Below are 17,020 nucleotides of genomic sequence, written 5' to 3' on the forward strand. Positions count from 1 at the left end.
CCGCTTTACCTACAATGTCCCGTTGTTCCGGGCTCCCCGGCCTCAATAGTCCCCCCAGGAAGGAAACCTCATGCTGCACCTGAAGAAACTCTCCAAGGATTTCGCGGGCAAACCGCTTTTCGTAGACATCAGCTGGCATCTGAAAAAGGGCGAGCGCGTAGGCCTCGTCGGCGAAAACGGCGCCGGCAAGTCGACCCTCATGCGCATCATCGCGGGCGAGGTGGAAAGCACCAGCGGCGACATCCAGATCACCCGCGGCGGCACGGTCGGCTACCTCCCGCAGGACGGCATCGTCGCCAAAGGGCAGCCGCTCTTCGCCGAGGTGATGACCGCACTCTCGGAACTGCAGGAGATCGAGCGCGAGATAGCACAACTGACCGCTCGCCTGGAACACGAGCCGCACGACGCACCGGGACACGACCAGCTCCTGGGCCGCTTCGGCCACCTCCAGGAGGAGTTCCGCCTGAAGGGTGGCTACGCCATGGAGAGCGAGGTGGGGAACGTCCTCACCGGTCTCGGCTTCTCCCCCGCCGACTGGGAAAAGGAGTGCGGCGAGTTCTCCGGCGGCTGGCAGATGCGCATCGCACTCGCGAAGCTCCTCCTCAAAAAGCCGAACGTCCTCCTTTTGGACGAGCCCACCAACCACCTGGACATCGAGGCACGCAACTGGCTCGAAGGGTACCTGCAGAACTACCCCTACTCCGTGATGCTGGTCTCGCACGACCGCTTCTTCCTCGACCAGGTTTGTTCGAGGATCGCCGAGGTCTGGAACCACGCCATCACCGATTACCACTGCAACTACAGTAACTATCTCGTGCAGCGCGAGGAGCGGGTTTCCGCCCTGCGCGAGGCGAAGAAGCGCCAGGACGAGGAGGTGGAGAAGATGGAAGACTTCATCTCGCGCTTCCGCTACAAGGCGGACAAAGCCGCCATGGTGCAGTCGCGCATCAAGCAACTCGAGAAGGTCGAGCGCATCGTCCTCCCCCCCGAGCGCAGGAAGATCCACTTCCGCTTCCCGACCCCTCCCAAGAGCGGCAAGACCGTCATCGAACTGACCGGGGTCACCAAGGCCTACGGCAGCAACGTCGTGCTCGAAAAAGTCGATCTCACAGTGGAAAGCGGTGAGCGGGTAGCCCTCGTCGGCCACAACGGCGCCGGCAAATCGACCCTGATGCGGGTGCTCGCAAACGCCGACGTCACCTCCGGGACGGTGAAGGACGGCCACAACGTCATCAAGGACTACTTCGCCCAGGACCAGGCCCAGGAGCTGGACGCCACGCGCAGCGTCTACGACGAGATCCTCGCCGAATCCCCCTACGACATGGTGCCGCAACTGCGCGACATCCTCGGGGCCTTCCTCTTCTCAGGCGACGACATCCATAAGAAAGTAGGGGTGCTCTCCGGCGGCGAAAGAAACCGCCTCGCCCTCGCGAAGCTTCTTTTGCGCCCCGCCAACCTGCTCCTCATGGACGAGCCGACCAACCACCTGGACCTCTTCAGCAAGGACGTGCTCCTCGAAGCCCTGAAGCACTTCGGCGGCACCGTCGTCTTCGTCTCCCACGACCGCCACTTCATCGACGGTCTCGCCACCCGCGTCGTCGAGGTCGGCGGCGGCAAGCTCGAGAACTTCTACGGCGACTACGAGTACTACCTGGAAAAGACCGCAGGCACCGCCGCCTCGGCACCGGGCCAGGACGGCCTCGGGCGCCTCACCCCGGCCAAGGGTGAGGAAAAGGCCGCGGCCGCCGAGGAATCCTCCGACCCGCGCCTGTCGCGCCAGCAGCAGCGCGAACTGGACAAGCAGCGCCAGAAGGAGGAGCGGGCACGGGAGCGGAAACTCTCGGAAATCGAGGACAAGATCGGCGTGAAGGAAGGTGAGCTCGCCAAACTCGAGGAGGAGATGGCGCAGCCGGATTTCTTCAACGATCACGAGGCTGCCAGAACGGCTGGGGAGCGGCACGCTTCGCTCACGGCGGAAATCGCATCCCTGTACGAAGCGTGGGAGGCAATCTAAAAGGCGGTTCCGGTTGACAGGGTGCGCATCTCCAGTAATCTTTTACAGTTTTCGCGCCCCTAACCAAGTATCTGGAAATACTGCCATGACAGAAAACATCACCATAAACATGCCGGAGATCGTCCCGCTATACCCGCTGCGGGAGATCATTGCCTTCCCTTACATGGTCTTCACCATCTTCCTGAAACAGGAAGATATGCCCCCCTTCGAGGAGGCGGTGCTCTTCAACAACCTCGTGGCACTGGTGAAGCTGAGACAGGAACCGGAAGGTGAACTACTTCCCGCCCTGCACGAGATCGGCACCCTTTGCAAGGTGGTGCAGCTCAATAAGCTCGCCGGAGGCGGCGCCAAGGTGGTCCTCGAAGGGGTAATCAGGGTCCGGCTGCTCGCCATCGTGCAGCAGACCCCGGTGGCACTCTCCCGACTGGAACCGGTGCGCGAGTTCGCCGAGAAGTCGATGGTCTCCGAGGCGCTGGTGGGAAGCCTGAACGCGCTTTTGAAGATCGCCCTCTCCTACGGCCGCCCCCTTCCCGACGACGTCATGAAGATGATCGACTTCATCGACAACCCGGCGCGCCTTTCCGACCTCGTGGCGCTCTACCTGAACCTCCCCATCGACGAACTGCAGAAGCTTTTGGAGACCCTCGATCCCCTGGAGCGGCTCAAGAAGGTCTACATGCACCTGACGACGGAGGTGCAGCGGCTGCAGATCAAGGGAGAGGTCCAGGCCGAGGTCACCAAAAAAGTTGGCAAGAGCCAGAAGGAATTCCTGCTGCGCGAGCAGATGAAGCAGATCCAGGAGGAGCTCGGCGAGGAAGATTCCCGCATGGGCGAGACCAACGAACTGCGCAGCAAGATCGAAAGCGCGAAGATGCCCGACGACGTCCGCAAGATCGCGGAAAAGGAGATGAGGCGGCTCGAGCGCATCAACCCCGCCTCCCCCGAGTACACCGTTTCGCGCACCTACCTCGACTACCTGACCACCATCCCGTGGCAGACGAGCACCCCGGACAACAAGGACATCAACCAGGCCGAGACGGTTTTAAACGAGGACCACTACGACCTTAAGAAGGTGAAGGAAAGGATCCTCGAGTACCTGGCGGTCCGTGCGCTGAAGGACAAGATGAAGGGCCCGATCCTCTGCTTCGTCGGTCCCCCGGGGGTCGGCAAGACGAGCCTCGGCAAGTCGATCGCCAGGACGCTCGGCCGCAAGTTCATCAGGATCTCCCTGGGGGGGATGCGCGACGAGGCGGAGATCCGCGGCCACCGGCGCACCTACATCGGCGCGCTTCCGGGCCGGATCATCCAGGAGATCAACCGCGCGGGTTCCAACAACCCGGTCTTCATGCTGGACGAGGTGGACAAGATCGGCGCCGACTTCCGCGGTGACCCGGCGAGCGCCCTTTTGGAGGTGCTCGACCCGGAGCAGAACTTCTCCTTCACCGACCATTACCTCGACGTGCCGTTCGACCTGACCAACGTGATGTTCATCACCACGGCGAACCAGCTCGACCCGATCCCGGCCCCCTTGAAGGACCGCATGGAGGTGATCACCCTCTCCGGCTACACCGACGAGGAGAAGCTGAACATCGCCAAGAAGTACCTGATCGCGCGGGAAGTGGAGGAAAACGGCCTCAGCAGCATGGTCCCGAAGTTCACCGACGAGGCGATTTACCGGATCACCCACGACTACACCCGCGAGGCAGGGGTGAGGAACCTGCAGCGCAGCATCGCCTCGGTATGCCGCAAGATCGCCAAAGAGGTGGCACAGGAGAAGCCGCTGCGCACCCTGGTCGACCCGGATACGGTGGCCGAACTTCTGGGTCCGCCGAAGTTCTTCGACGAGGTCGCCTCCGAGAAGGACCGGATCGGCGTCGCCACGGGGCTTGCCTGGACCGAAAGCGGCGGCGACATCATCTTCGTCGAGGCGACCAAGATGAAGGGGAAGGAGGACCTGATCCTCACCGGGTCGTTGGGCGAGGTGATGAAGGAATCGGCCCGCGCCGCCCTCTCCTTCGTGAAGGCGAACTGCACCGAGCTAGGCATCGAGAAGAAGGCCTTCGACGACACGACGCTGCACATCCACGTGCCGGCCGGAAGCATACCGAAGGACGGCCCCTCCGCCGGGATCACCATAGCCACCACCATCGTCTCGCTCTTCTCGGGTCGCCCCGCCAAGAGGGACGTCGCCATGACCGGCGAGATGAGTCTTACCGGCCGCGTGCTCGCCATCGGCGGCCTGAAGGAAAAGGTGCTTGCCGCCCGCCGCGCCGGGGTGAAGAAGGTGCTGGCGCCCGCGAAGAACAAGAAGGACCTCGAGGACATCCCGGAAAACGTGCGCGAGGAGCTCGAATTCATCTTCGTCGACGACATCCGCGAGGTCTTCTCCCAGGCCCTCAAGTAGCCCCGCACACAACGGCGCTGTTACGATTCACACCGATCCCGCAGGAGCGCACCTCCTGCGGGATTTTCATGTCTCTTACCCCCTTGCGCTTCAAAAGGACAAATGTTATCTTTTTTCTCGCTTCACATTAAAACCACCGAACCGAGGTAGTCATGAAGATAGTCTCCAGATGGGTTGTTGCCCTCGTCATCCTCGTCAACGCGGCCGTCTGCTTTGGGCAGGGGCTCGCCGAGCGGGTGCAGGAGCACACCCTCAAAAACGGCATGAAGCTCCTGATGGTGGAGCGCCACAACTCCCCCACCGTAGCGGCGTGGATCCGTTTCAAGGTGGGGAGCGTGGACGAGAGAAGCGACGAGCGCGGGCTTGCCCACCTTCTGGAGCACATGCTTTTCAAGGGAACCAAGACGCTCGGCACCAGGGACTACAAGGCGGAGAAGCCGCTTCTGGACAAGATCGAAGCGACCGCGCAAGAGCTGCTCACGGAAAAGAACAAGCGCGACCAGGCCGATCCGAAGGTGATCGAGAAGCTGACCGCGGAGCTTAAGCGCCTCGAGAAGGAGGCGGAGAAGTACGTCGTGAAGGAGGAGTTCGCCGACATCTACTCCAGAAACGGCGGCGCCGGGTACAACGCCTTCACCAGCAAGGACGGCACCACCTACCTCATCAACATCCCGGCCAACAAGCTTGAGCTGTGGGCCGCCATCGAATCGGACCGGATGCAGAACGCGGTGCTGAGGGAGTTCTACACCGAGCGCTCCGTCGTGATGGAGGAGCGGCGCCGATCCTACGACGCGGAACCGGAGGGGAAACTGTGGGAGACCTTCCTCGCCGACGCCTTCAACGCGCATCCGAACGGACAGCCGACCATCGGCTGGATGTCCGACATCGAGAACCTCACCCGTACCAAGGCGGAGAACTTCCTGCACAAGTACTACGCACCCAATAACGCCATCGTCGCCATCGTCGGGGACATCGATCCGAAGCAGACCATAGCCCTGGTCGAGCGCTATTTCGGCGGCATCAAGCCGGGCACCCCGGTCCCCCCCGTCGCGGTCCAGGAGCCGGAGCAGTCGGGCGAAAAGCGTACCGAGGTGATCGGCGACGCCGAGCCCGAAGTGATGATCGGTTTCCACAAGCCGACCCTGCCGGCGCCCGACGACTACGTCTTCGACGTCATCGACATGCTGCTCACCAGCGGCCGCACCTCGCGCCTTTACAAGAAACTCGTCCTCGAGAAGCAGCTCGTCACCTCCGTCTCCTCGTTCGGGGCACCCGGGAGCCGCTACCCGAACCTCTTCATCATCAGCGCGACGCCGCGCGCGCCGCACACGGTGGCCGAAGTCGAGGCCGCGATCTACCAGGAGCTCGACCGTCTGAAGACCGAGCCGATGACGCACGAGGAGCTGCAGCAGATCCTGAACCAGCTCGAGTTCGAGGAGTCACGCCAGATGGCCTCCAACGGCGGCTTGGCGCGCAACCTCACCGAGTACGAGGCGATCGCCGGGACTTGGCGCTACCTCATCGAGCACCGCCAGAAGGTGGCGAAGATCACGCCCGAAGACGTCATGCGCGTTGCCAAAGAGTACTTCACCCGCCAGAACCGCAACGTCGGCTTCATCACCAAGGCGGAAGCCGCGCAGTAAAAGCTCCTCCCCCCGGAGGGGGGAGGCTGGGAGGGGGGAAGGCGGTCATCAAGCCGCTGCGCGCCCCCTCCCCAACCCTCCCCCTCCGGGTGAGGGAGCAGCGTTAGATCCTAAAAGTCCAGAACAAGGGGACATCTGATAATGAATCGAAAAAACCTTTCCCGTTTCGTGCTCTTTGGCGCCGTCGTCCTTTTCACCGCCGGCTCGTTGGTCTCCGAGGCGGGCGCCGCCCGCTCCAGCGCCATCGCCGAATCGAAGACGCAGCAGGTGACTCAGGCGCCGACTGAGGCGAAACCCGCCAACCCGCGCAACATGACCTTCCCGCCGCTCAAGTTCCAGCTCCCGAAAAGCGAAAGGGTGCAGCTCAAAAACGGCATGATCGTGTACCTGCTGCAGGACCACGAACTCCCCATCGTGAACCTCACCGCGTACCTGAACGCCGGGAGCGTCTACGAGCCGGAAGCGAAGACGGGACTTGCCTCCTTGACCGGCGCGGTGCTGAGAAGCGGCGGGACATTGAAGACCCCGGCCGACAAACTGGACCGCGAGCTGGAATTCATGGCCTCGTCCATCGAAGCCGGCATCAACTCGGACAACGCCAGCGTCTCCTTCTCCACCCTCTCGAAAAACCTGGACCGCACCCTCACCCTCTTCGCCGAGGTGGTCCGGGAACCGGCCTTTGATCCGGAGCGCGTCGCACTTGCGAAAAACCACGCCATCGAGGGGATCAGGCGCCAGAACGACGATCCCAAGGGAATCGCTGGAAGGGAGCTGGCCCGGGCCATCTATGCCGGCCACCCGCTCGGACGCATCCCCACCATAGCCACGGTGAACGCCATCACCCGTCAGGACATGATCGACTACCACCACCGCTACTTCTATCCGGCCAACATGATGGTTGCGGTCTCCGGGGATTTCGACCGGGAGGAGCTTCTCAAGAAACTTGAGCGCCTCTTCGGCGACTGGCCCAACCAGACCATGCCCTTCCCGGCGGTCCCCGCTCCCAAGGAGGAGATGACCCCGGCGGTGCTGCACGTGCAGAAGGATGTGAACCAGTCGGTGATCCGCCTTGGGCACCTGGGGATCGACAAGAACAACCCGGACCTCTACGCCCTCAAGGTGATGGAATACATCCTGGGGGGCGGCTTCACTTCGCGTCTTACCCAGGAGATCCGCTCCAACCAGGGACTCGCCTACAACGTCGACGCCTACTTCGAAATCGGGCGCCGCTTCAAGGGTCCCTTCATCGCCGAGACCGAGACCAAGGTGGAGTCGACGGCGCGCACCATCAAGCTGCTCGAGTCGATCCTCACCGGCATGACCGAGAGCGAGGTGTCCGAGGCGGAGCTGAAGCTCGCCAAGGAGTCCATCATCAACTCCTTCATCTTCGCGTTCGAGAAGAGCAGTTCGGTGGTGACCCAGCAGGCGCGCCTCGAGTTCTACGGCTATCCCAAGGGGTACCTCGAGAACTACCGCGACAACATAGCCCGCGTCACCCGCGCCGACGTGCTGCGCGTGGCGAAGAAATACCTCGCCCCGGAGAACATGAAGCTCGTGGTGGTGGGGGACCAGAAAAAATTCGACCAGCCTCTTTCCGCTTTCGGGAAGGTGCAGGAAATCAAGCTGAACAACAACTAACAGGAGGCAATTATGGCAACGTGGAAATGCAAGAGCTGTGGATTCACCAAGGAAGGTCGCTGCAAGCCGCAGAAGTGCCCCCAGTGCCAGGAGAAGGGGAACTTCGAGAAGGCGGAGGAATAATCTCTCTCGCTGATCGTGCGGAGACATAGAACGACGAAGGCCCGACCGCGAAGATGCGGCCGGGCCTTTTTTAATCCCCTCTCCCTCCGGGAGAGGGTGGCCGTAGGCCGGGTGAGGGACTCGCCACGAAGGGAGAGTTTGCCCTGATGCGACGCCCTCACCCCGGCCCTCTCCCGGGGGGAGAGGGGGAATGGACGGGCGTCACTCGCCGGTGAAGACCGGCGGCCGCTTCTCCAAAAACGCCTTGATCCCCTCCGCGTAGTCCTTGCTGTCGTAGACGGTCCGCCTGAGCCCCTGCACGCGCTCGAAGGTGAGCGGCGAGAGGGGATGGGCGCTCGCGAGAAGCCGGATCTGCTCCTTGATCACCCCTATGCTGAGCGGGCTGTTCCTGGTGATCTTGTGCGCCATGGAGTAGGTGAAATCCTCCAGCTCCGCAGCCTCCACGATGTGGTTCAGAAGCCCCGCCCGGTTCGCCTGCTCGGCAGAGAGCGGCTCCGCGGTGAAGAACATCTCCTTGGCGAAGTTCACCCCCATGATGTTCATGAAATGCAGGATTCCGGAGACGTTGTACGGAACGCCGATCTTCGCCGGGGTCATGCAGAACGACGTGGTCGGGCATCCGATCAGGATGTCGCAGGAAAGGGCGAGATCGCAGGCGCCGCCCCAGACGCTCCCCTCGATCATGGCGATGACCGGGATCGGGAGGCTCTGGATCGAACGGAGCACGGTCACCAGGGGATCGTGATACGAGAGCGGGTCGCGCCCGGGAAGCGGCAACTCGTGCACGTCGTGCCCGGCCGACCATACCTTGGACCCCGCCGGGGCCCGGATCACCAGCACCCGCATCTTACCCTTCTGCAGCGCGCCGATCGACTGCAGCATCTCGTCGATCATGGTGCTGCTCAGGATGTTGCGGTGTTCCGAATCGTTGAAGGTGATGGTTCCTATGTTGTCCTTTAGCTGCGTGTTGATGACCGCCATGGCTTTCCCCCTCTGTCCGATGCCGTCCATAGACAAGGGCGCTGCGGATGATCAAGCGCCAGCTACTGATTCTAACAGGTAATGGAGAAAAATCAGAAACCGGTCTGCAGCAAATTCATTAGCTGGTCGAGCCGGTACCCCGCCGCGGCGGCGCCCTCCTTCAGGAGCGCGACAAGCGCCTCCCCGGTGAGTTCATTCGTCACCGTTTCCTTCCTGCCTTCCGCTTTTTCCTGCACAGCTTCCGCTTTTTCCTGCGCTGCGCCCCCCCTGCCCGCGTACGGTTCCACCTTCAGCAGCCACGACAGCAGAAGCTCGAAGCGCTCCTTGTTGAACCACTGGGCGCCGCCGCTTTCGTGCAGGTACAGGAAGCGGGCCGCCGCCGGATCGGAGAAGAGCGCGGTGCAGCAGCGCACGGCGCCCAACTTGCGGCACTGTGCCAGGAAGGTGTCGTGCCGCAGCATGAGACCTAGGAGCTTTCCGAAGCTCTTCGGCGGCAGGTCGATCAACTGCTCCGGATCGGCCGGCGGTAGCGACTGGAAGGCCTGCACCACGGGATGCACCAGGCCGAGTTCTTCGAAGAGCGCGCCCGTCTCGGTCCCGGCGAGATCTCCGGTTTCGTGCAGCGCAAGGTAGGCGCATAACAGGACCCACTCGGCGGGGAGGAGCTCTCCTCCCGTCTTCGCGGCGAGCGCCTCGGTCAGCTCGGCACCGAAAGCGGCTAGCAGCGCACGATGTGACTTTTCAGGAGCCTGAGGCGCCAGCGCCTTGTAGAAACCGGCCAGAAGCGGCTCCAGCGGCCCAAGGCGCACCGGCGGCGCAACACCCGGTTCCTGGAGCACCACGGCGGCCTTGGAAAGAACCCCCTTCAGCGCCTCGTGCAGGGCAGCGTAGCGGACCTTCTTCACCTCGTCGTCCAGGTTCTCGACCCCGGCTCCGTTCAGCCGGTAGCAGAGCGCACCCCAGGTCCCGTAATCGTCGTCGTAGATCTCCTGGAAGTCGAGGAAGGCATGGTACTCGTAGCCCCCCATCTCCACGTAGAGCCCCCGGTCGCACAGGTCGCGCCCGTTTCTCAGGTAGCTGAGCCCCGAGGCGTAGTCGCGGAAGCTGTAATAGTGGCGACCGTCCCCCTTGAAGCCGAGCGACTCACCGAGGGTGGTCTGCACGAGTGAGTTCACCCCGGCGTCGTTTTTCCTAAGGACCGCGCACGAGGTGCGGATCCAGCCGGAGGTCGTGGCGTAGGCGTTGTGATAGAGGATGAGGCCCCGGTCGCCGTCGTTGCGGTTGGAATAGGCGAAGACGTTTTCGTTCACGCTGTGCCCGGAATAGAAATCGTACAGGGTGAACTGCTCGCTCCCCGAGAATATATGGCGCCGCCGCATGAGCGGGAAGATGTCGTTCTCGTGGCGTGCCACGAAGTGCTGGTCCACCGGCTCGTCCCAGTAGGCCCGGCGGTACTCCATGCCGTACTTCTCGTGGAATCCTTCGATCTGCCCGTGGCCGAACATGGGAAGTCCGGGCATGGTGACGAGGAGCACGGTCGCCCCGAAGTACTTCCCTTCCTTGCCGAACTGCTCTACCGCGGTCCGCTCGTCCGGGTTGTTCATGAAGTTCACGAAGCGTTTCAGGATCTCCGGCTCGAACTCCAGCACGTTCTTCAGCGTCTGGCGGTACTTGGCGTTCTCCTCCATCTTCAGCATGTTCATGAAGGCGGAGTTGTAGACCCGGTGCATGCCGAGGGTTCGCACGAAGTAACCTTCCATGAGCCAGAAGGCCTCGGCGAGAAGCAGGGTGTCCGGCGCCTCGGCCGCGACCCGGTCCACCACCTCGCGCCAGAACTCCTCCGGGAAGACCTGGTCGAAGCTCGCGCGGTCCATGCCGTGCTCGGCGCGGGAGGGAACGCCGGTGCCGTGCCCCGGCAGCGGATACCAAAGGCGCTGGTAGTGCTTCTTGGCAAGGGTCATGGCGGCGTCGAAGCGGATGATGGGGGTCTGGCGCGCCACGTGGAGGATGGTGTTAATCACCGCCTCGCGCACCTCGGGGATCAGGTAGTTCAGCTGCGCCGTGTCGTTCCAGGGGGTCGAGGTCCCGTCGTTGCCGTGGTAGATGTAGCGCACGCGCCCGTTGCCGCGGTCCAGGTGCTTGAAGACGACGGCCGCGTCGCGCTTGTCCCAGTAGCCGTCCTCGATGAAGAGGCCGATGCGCCCGTCCGGGGAGAGGTCGGGGCCGTTGAACTGGTAGTCGGGGTACGGCGGGTAGTCGAGCTGGATGAACCAGTCCGGGTGCTCCACGGTCCATTTGGAGTAGAGCCCGGTGTGGTTCGGGACCATGTCGCTCGCAAGACGGATGCCGCGGGCGGCGCAGCGCTGCCTCAGGTTGTCCAGCGCCCCTTCGCCTCCCAGGTCGTGGGCGATGATGTAGTCGTAGAGGGAATACGCCGAGCTGATCGCCTCCTGGTTGCCGGCGATCCGCTTGATGGTCTGCGATGAGGGGGAGCGCTCCCATATGCCGATCAGCCAGAGCGCGGTGAAGCCGTAACGGGCGAGGCGGTCGAGTTCCGCGTCGGGGATCTGGTCCAGCGTGTTCACCTCGACCCGGTAGGTCTTGGAGAGCTGCCCGAGCCAGACGTAGACCATCTTGGCGATCATGACGACGTTGGACATCCAGTCGGCGTCGCGCGAGAAGCGCTCGTACTCCGGATACTCCTCGCCGCCGTGCGCCCCCCTGCCGAAGCGGAGCACCTTGGGTTCGCCCGGCCCGCCGAAGAAGGCGCGTCCCTCCTGGGAGACGATGTCGAGGGCGGTGACGAGTTCGGTCAAAAGCTCCGGGGGGAGGATGGCGCCCCAGTGCTCCCTGATGTAGGCGATCTGCCCGGCCAAGGAGTCGGGAGAGGCCTTCATCGGGGCGCGCAGAAGCTCCGGGAGGGGGACCCCCATCGGCTCGAAGGGAGGCGCCTTGGAAAGGCCGCGGTCGATGTCGGTGGCAACCTTCAGGTATCCAGAGGCACCGGCGAGCTCCGAGGCGTCGAAGAGACGGCGGAACTGGTCCAGGGCCCGGTTCTCGCCGTTCAGCAGCATGAAAAGGAGCTCCGCCGAGAGGGCCTGGCGGCGCCCCTGCTCCTCGTCGTCGCCGGAGAGAAAACCTTCGGGCGTTTCCGTCCCGAGCACCATCCGTTGCGAGGGGAAGAACTCCATGAAACGCAGCAGGGTCGCTTCGGCGTCTCCGGTGAAGCCGGGGTATCCCGCCCGGGCCGCCGTCGCCGCGAGCACCCCCGGCTGCTGCTTCGCGCAGTACTGCCCGGCGACATAGCGATAGACGCGGCTCAGCGTGGAGTAGAGGTGCAAAAGTCCGGGCTGGATGGGCGTTTCGTGCGCCTGCAGCCGCTTGTTGAGCTTCGCGGCCACCCGCCGCGCGTAGATGATGCCCGGCACCTCGCCGAGCTCCTCGAGCGTGCCGCGCAGGTCGATGCGGTCGCCGCAGGCGGCCGAGATCTGTATCTGAAAGGGGAAATAGTCCGAGTTAATAAACCTCTGCTTCATCAAGCACCTCATCAGCCCTACTGTAGTGGTGTTCCGGTCCCGGGCGGGCGGCACGGTCAGATATCATACCGTGGAATACCACCACTGTCTTTAAAAAAATTATTATTAACGACAGACAAGCATAAAATCGTCCGCAGAAGGCTCAGGCATTTAGCCTTGACACAGTTACCGATTTCCCCTAAACCTAGTGCTGAGTTAGCAAAAGCCCTATTTTCACCTAGGATAGTGCCATCATCGCTTCCAGCCTCAAAGACATGTTCCGTAAGCAGCGCAAACTCTGCATCGCACTGCTTCTGATAGTCATCCTGGTTCCCATCACCCGTTTCACCAGGTTTCTCCTGTTTCCCGCCGGCGACGGAAAGCGCGTGGAAATAGTGGAACTGAGCCGAGGACGCTCGCTGCGCGCCTTCGCCGCCGACCTCGAGGCGCGGCGCATCATCACCAGCGCCCGGCTCTTCGTATTCTATGCCCGCCTGAAAGGCGGCGACGCGCGTCTCAAGGCCGGTCCGTACCAGCTCGACGACGGACTGAGGCCGGGAGAGATCCTCGCCAAGATGATCGCCGGCGACGTGTATCTGAGGCTGTTCGCGCTCCCGCAAGGGTACTCGAGCTACCAGGCTGCCGAGATGCTCGAAAAACGGGGGATCTTCACCAGGGAGAGCTTCCTCGCGGCATGCAGCGACCGGGCGCTCCTGAAGGAGATGGGGATCGATGCACCGAGCGCCGAAGGGTACCTCTTCCCGGGGAGCTACAACATCCTCCCGGGCAGAAACGAGCACGACGTGGTGCGCGAGATGATCAAGCGGCAGAAAGAGGTGCTTTCCGGATCGATCGACGGACAGGCCAGGGCCAAGGGGGTATCGATGCGGGAACTGCTCGTCCTTGCCTCGATGGTGGAAAAGGAAGCGGTGCTCCCGCAGGAGAAGCCTCTCATCGCCGCCGTGTTCCGCAACCGTCTCAAGATCGGCATGCGACTGCAGAGCGACCCCACGGCACTCTACGGCGTGCGCGCCTTCGCCGGCAAGGTCTCCCGCGACGACATCCTGAAGCCGACCCCTTACAACACCTATCTCATCCCGGGGCTCCCCCCCGGCCCGATCGGCAACCCGGGCAAGGATGCGATGGAAGCGGTGCTGCACCCCGCTGCGGTCCCTTACCTCTACTTCGTGGCACGGGGGGACGGCAGCCACCAGTTCTCGAACGACCTCGCGTCCCACAACGACGCGGTCAACAGGTACCTTAAGGCGCCGAGCGCGGCGCCCCGGGGAGGAGCCAGATGACGGGCAGAGTCCTGCTGGTTGAGGACAACGAACGGCTCTGCACCATGCTGCGCGGCGTCCTCGAGGCGCGCGGGCACGAGGTGCGTTGCGCGACCAGCGGTGACGCGGCCCTCGCCCTGTTGCAGGGGGAGCGCTTCGATCTCCTCGTCCTCGACCTGAAGCTTCCCGGCATGAACGGGGTGGACCTCCTGCGGCACGTGCGGCGCAGCGCAGCGCTCAAGGAACTCCCCGTCGTGATCATGACCGGCGTCTTCCGCGGCGCGGGTTACGCCCAGGCGGCGGCAAAGCTGGGCGTCTCGGCGTACCTCGAGAAGCCCTTCGGCAGGGACGACTTCCTGAAGGCCGTCGAGGGAGCCCTCGAGCAGGGACCGGGAGGAAAGGAGCTTGGCCGCCTCCTTCTCGAGCTTTTCCGCGACGGCAAGAGCGGCACGCTCGAACTGCGCGGCGGCACCAGGGTATTCGTCATCGGGGGTGAACCGGCGAGCTTTTCGTCGCCCAGGTTCGTCCCCTTTCTCGTCCTTGGAAACCACCTGCAGCGCGCGGACCTGGAGCACTTCCCCCCTGCTCGTCCCGGACGGCTCCCCCTCGTGGAGGCGGGCCTTTTGAACTACGAGGAGCTCCTGGAGCAGTCGCGGCTCTTCCTGTCACGCACCCTCATCGAGGCGCTCGCGCAAAAGCAGGCGCCGCGCTTCTCCCAGGAGCTTGCCGCGGTCGAACTTCCGCTCACCCCCCTTTGCCTGCCGCGTCTTTTGCACCAGGCCGCCGATGCCACCCCCTTCGACCTCGTCGCCTATCTCGCACGCGCCGGCGAACTGTTCCCGACGCTGACGCAGACCTATTTCCGCCTGGCCAACCTACTCAACCTGGGGCAGGAAGAGATCGAACTCCTGCAGCAGCTCGGACAGGGGAAGACGGTACGGGCCATCCTCTCCGGCCTGGAAAAGCCCGCCCGGGGCGGCGCGTTCCTCGACCTGCTCGCCGGTACAGGCATGCTCACCCTGAACAGCGCACAGGCCTCCGACCAAGCCCCCGACTTCCCGCAGAAGCGCCTCTTCAACCGCCCCATCGAGGAGGTAGCCGAGTTGCAGGCGGCAACCATGAGCTTCGAAGACCTGGTAGACGAGGTCTCCGACTCCATCGAACTGGTGGTGGGGGAAACCGGGATGGCCGCGCCGCTCTCCTCAAGCGAGATCGATTTCGAACAGGAAGTGCAGCGCGACTACGCCGCGATCCAGGACAAGAACTACTACGAGATCTTCGGCATGAGTCCCGGCAGCTTCAGTTTCGACGCCTTGAAGGAGGCCTACTTCGCCAAGACGCGCGAGTATTCGCCCGAGAAATTCATGCAGCTCTCCGGCGCCATTTTAGGCCGCGCCCAGGACGTCCTTTCCCATTACGCCAACGCCTACAACACCCTCTCCAGCGTCATCGCCAAGGAACGCTACGACGAGATGCTGAACGCGAACACCATAGGGCTCGGCGGGAAGCGCGACGACGAACTGCAGGCCCGCATCCAGTTCCAGTCCGGCAAGGTCTTCCTGGATATGGAGGACTTCGGCAACGCGGAGCGCGCGCTGCAGGACGCCTACACGCTCGCCCCGGACGACGCACGTACGAGCGCCTACCTGGCCTGGTCCATCTATAAGAACCCGGGCAACCGGCGCTCCGCCGGGGCCCTCGAGAAGTGCCGGATGCTCCTCACCAAGAGCCTGCAAGCCGAGCGCACCGCCGAGGCCTTCGCCTTCCGCGGCTGGATGCTCCTCGACGAGGGACGCGACGGGCTTGCCGAAGGGGAATTCCAGAAGGCCCTGAAGCTGAACGCGCACGACGCGCACGCCCTCGGGGGGATGCGCCTGATCACCGAGCGGCGCGAGGCCGAGAAGAAGGGGCTTTTCAAGCGCATCTTCGGCTGACGCCCCCTGCCACGGATTACAACCTGCCGTCACAACGAAGCCTGCCTGCGAGCAGGCTTTTCTTTTTCCTGCCCCCCTCCCCGATGCACCTCCCACCATAAAAACATTCTAAGAGAAAGCCTTGCCATCCAATCATTAGTAGTTTATTATTTGCGGGCTTTTAAAATACACCATCCTCTGGATGGAGCCCATTCGCAACAGCCCGGGATGATTGTGCTTCCAGCAACGACGCAGGCTGTCCCCATGTGGCCCCTGCGCGAGCCTACCCAGAGAAAAGGAGGTTGTCATGAGAAAGATGATTTTCCTCACCGTGGTGCTGATGATGATCGCTCCGACGGCACAAGCTGCGGGGGCGGCAGGCGACGTCGTCAAGATCGGCATGGTGAACGACCAGAGCGGGGCCAACAAAGGCTCCGGAAGAGGGATGAAGGTCGGCGTCGACGCCTACTTCAAGGCGATCAACGCGAAAGGCGGCGTTAACGGCAGGAAGCTGGAGCTAGTCGCCATGGACGACCAGATGACGACGGACAAGACCATCGACTGCCTGCTGAAACTGGCCGACGAACAGAAGGTATTCGCGGTGGTCGGCTCGGTCGGCACCTCGAACTGCGTCGCGAGCCTCCCGGTGGTCAAGGAATACAAGCTCCCGTACATAAACCCGAGGACCGGCGCCACCGAACTGCGCACCCCGGTGGTCCGTGAGGTCTTCCACGTCCGGGCCAGCTACCAGCAGGAGGTGGACAAGATCGTGGACCAGTTGGTTAAGCAGGGGGCGAAGCGCTTCGCGGTCTTCTACCAGAACGACGGGCTCGGCACCGACATCCTCGCCTCCACGGAGAAGGCGGTGAAACGCCACGGACTCTCCGTCGTCTCCAAGGGCTCCTTCGAACGGAACACGGTGGCGGTGACGTCAGGGCTTGCCGCCATCATGGAGGGCAAGCCGGACGCCATCATCGTCGGCGCGGTGTACAAGCCGGGGGCCGAGTTCATAAAGCTCGCGCGCAAGGAAGGGGTGACCGCACGGCTTGCCTCCGGCTCCTTCGCGGGGGGGATGAACCTCGTGAAAGCGGTGGGGCCCGAGGCGGCCGAGGGGGTCATCATGAGCCAGGTGGTGCCCGAACTGGACGACCTCAGCCTTCCCATCACCAGGGAGTGCAAGGAGGCGATCGAGAAGAACCCCGAAGAGGTCGGCTTCAACTCGGTCAGCATGGAAGGATGCATGGCGGCCAAATCCATCGTAATGGCGCTGGAGAAAGCCGGCAATCCCCCCACCCAGGCAGGCTTCATCCAGGCCTACGAGGCGATGAAGGACGCCGACATGGGGGGGATCAAGCTCACCTTCACGCCGCAGGATCACCAGGGGCAGGACAACGTCTACCTGCAGGTCGTCAACGGTAACAAGCTTGTATCCATGAAGTAGCGCAGGAACGACGACAGGTCGGGAACCGGCGCCGCACCCGCCTGCGGCCCGGTTCCCTCGGCACGGCA

Annotated in this window: 10 protein-coding genes; 8 read left to right on the top strand and 2 right to left on the bottom strand. The window is 63.2% G+C overall.

Annotated elements, in window-relative coordinates; all coding sequences use genetic code 11:
• The first annotated feature begins 70 nt into the window (after positions 1-70).
• The 5 genes from D6Z24_RS13805 (at position 71) to D6Z24_RS13825 (ending at position 7,822) form a co-directional block, all read left to right on the top strand.
• Positions 71-2,014 (top strand): ABC-F family ATP-binding cassette domain-containing protein, encoded by a 1,944-nt coding sequence (locus D6Z24_RS13805; RefSeq protein WP_129127185.1) that lies wholly within the window; start codon positions 71-73, stop codon positions 2,012-2,014.
• An 85-nt stretch (positions 2,015-2,099) separates the two neighbouring features.
• Positions 2,100-4,418 (top strand): endopeptidase La, encoded by a 2,319-nt coding sequence (lon, locus tag D6Z24_RS13810; protein WP_129127186.1) that lies wholly within the window; start codon positions 2,100-2,102, stop codon positions 4,416-4,418.
• A 152-nt stretch (positions 4,419-4,570) separates the two neighbouring features.
• Entirely contained in the window at positions 4,571-6,061 is a 1,491-nt protein-coding gene (locus D6Z24_RS13815) for a M16 family metallopeptidase (RefSeq protein WP_129127187.1), read from the top strand.
• A 141-nt stretch (positions 6,062-6,202) separates the two neighbouring features.
• Positions 6,203-7,699, top strand: a complete 1,497-nt coding sequence (locus D6Z24_RS13820) for a M16 family metallopeptidase (protein WP_129127188.1) — start codon at positions 6,203-6,205, stop codon at positions 7,697-7,699.
• 12 nt (positions 7,700-7,711) lie between these two features.
• Positions 7,712-7,822: an RCKP-type rubredoxin-like domain-containing protein gene (locus D6Z24_RS13825; RefSeq protein ID WP_129127189.1), complete on the top strand. Its 111-nt coding sequence runs from the start codon at positions 7,712-7,714 to the stop codon at positions 7,820-7,822.
• A gap of 201 nt (positions 7,823-8,023) precedes the next feature.
• Here D6Z24_RS13825 and scpB read toward each other — a convergent pair whose 3' ends face one another.
• Together scpB and D6Z24_RS13835 are read right to left on the bottom strand one after the other, a co-directional pair.
• Positions 8,024-8,803 carry a methylmalonyl-CoA decarboxylase gene (gene scpB / locus D6Z24_RS13830; RefSeq protein ID WP_129127190.1) on the bottom strand — a complete coding sequence of 260 codons (780 nt, stop codon included), beginning with the start codon at positions 8,801-8,803 and terminating at the stop codon, positions 8,024-8,026.
• A 92-nt stretch (positions 8,804-8,895) separates the two neighbouring features.
• Positions 8,896-12,339: an alpha-amylase family glycosyl hydrolase gene (locus D6Z24_RS13835; protein WP_129127191.1), complete on the bottom strand. Its 3,444-nt coding sequence runs from the start codon at positions 12,337-12,339 to the stop codon at positions 8,896-8,898.
• Positions 12,340-12,593: 254 nt separating this feature from the next.
• On the opposite strand from D6Z24_RS13835, the gene mltG reads away from it, so the two are divergent.
• From mltG to D6Z24_RS13850, 3 genes are all read left to right on the top strand, one after another.
• Entirely contained in the window at positions 12,594-13,619 is a 1,026-nt protein-coding gene (mltG, locus tag D6Z24_RS13840; protein ID WP_129127192.1) for an endolytic transglycosylase MltG, read from the top strand.
• Positions 13,616-15,532 (top strand): response regulator, encoded by a 1,917-nt coding sequence (locus D6Z24_RS13845; protein WP_129127193.1) that lies wholly within the window; start codon positions 13,616-13,618, stop codon positions 15,530-15,532. Before mltG ends, D6Z24_RS13845 begins: the two co-directional genes overlap by 4 nt.
• A gap of 286 nt (positions 15,533-15,818) precedes the next feature.
• The gene (locus D6Z24_RS13850) at positions 15,819-16,952 is read left to right on the top strand and encodes an ABC transporter substrate-binding protein (protein ID WP_129127194.1); all 1,134 of its coding nucleotides are present in this window, start codon (positions 15,819-15,821) and stop codon (positions 16,950-16,952) included.
• Positions 16,953-17,020: the final 68 nt, after the last annotated feature.

It is taken from the genome of Geomonas oryzae (assembly GCF_004117875.1).
Lineage (GTDB): Bacteria > Desulfobacterota > Desulfuromonadia > Geobacterales > Geobacteraceae > Geomonas > Geomonas oryzae.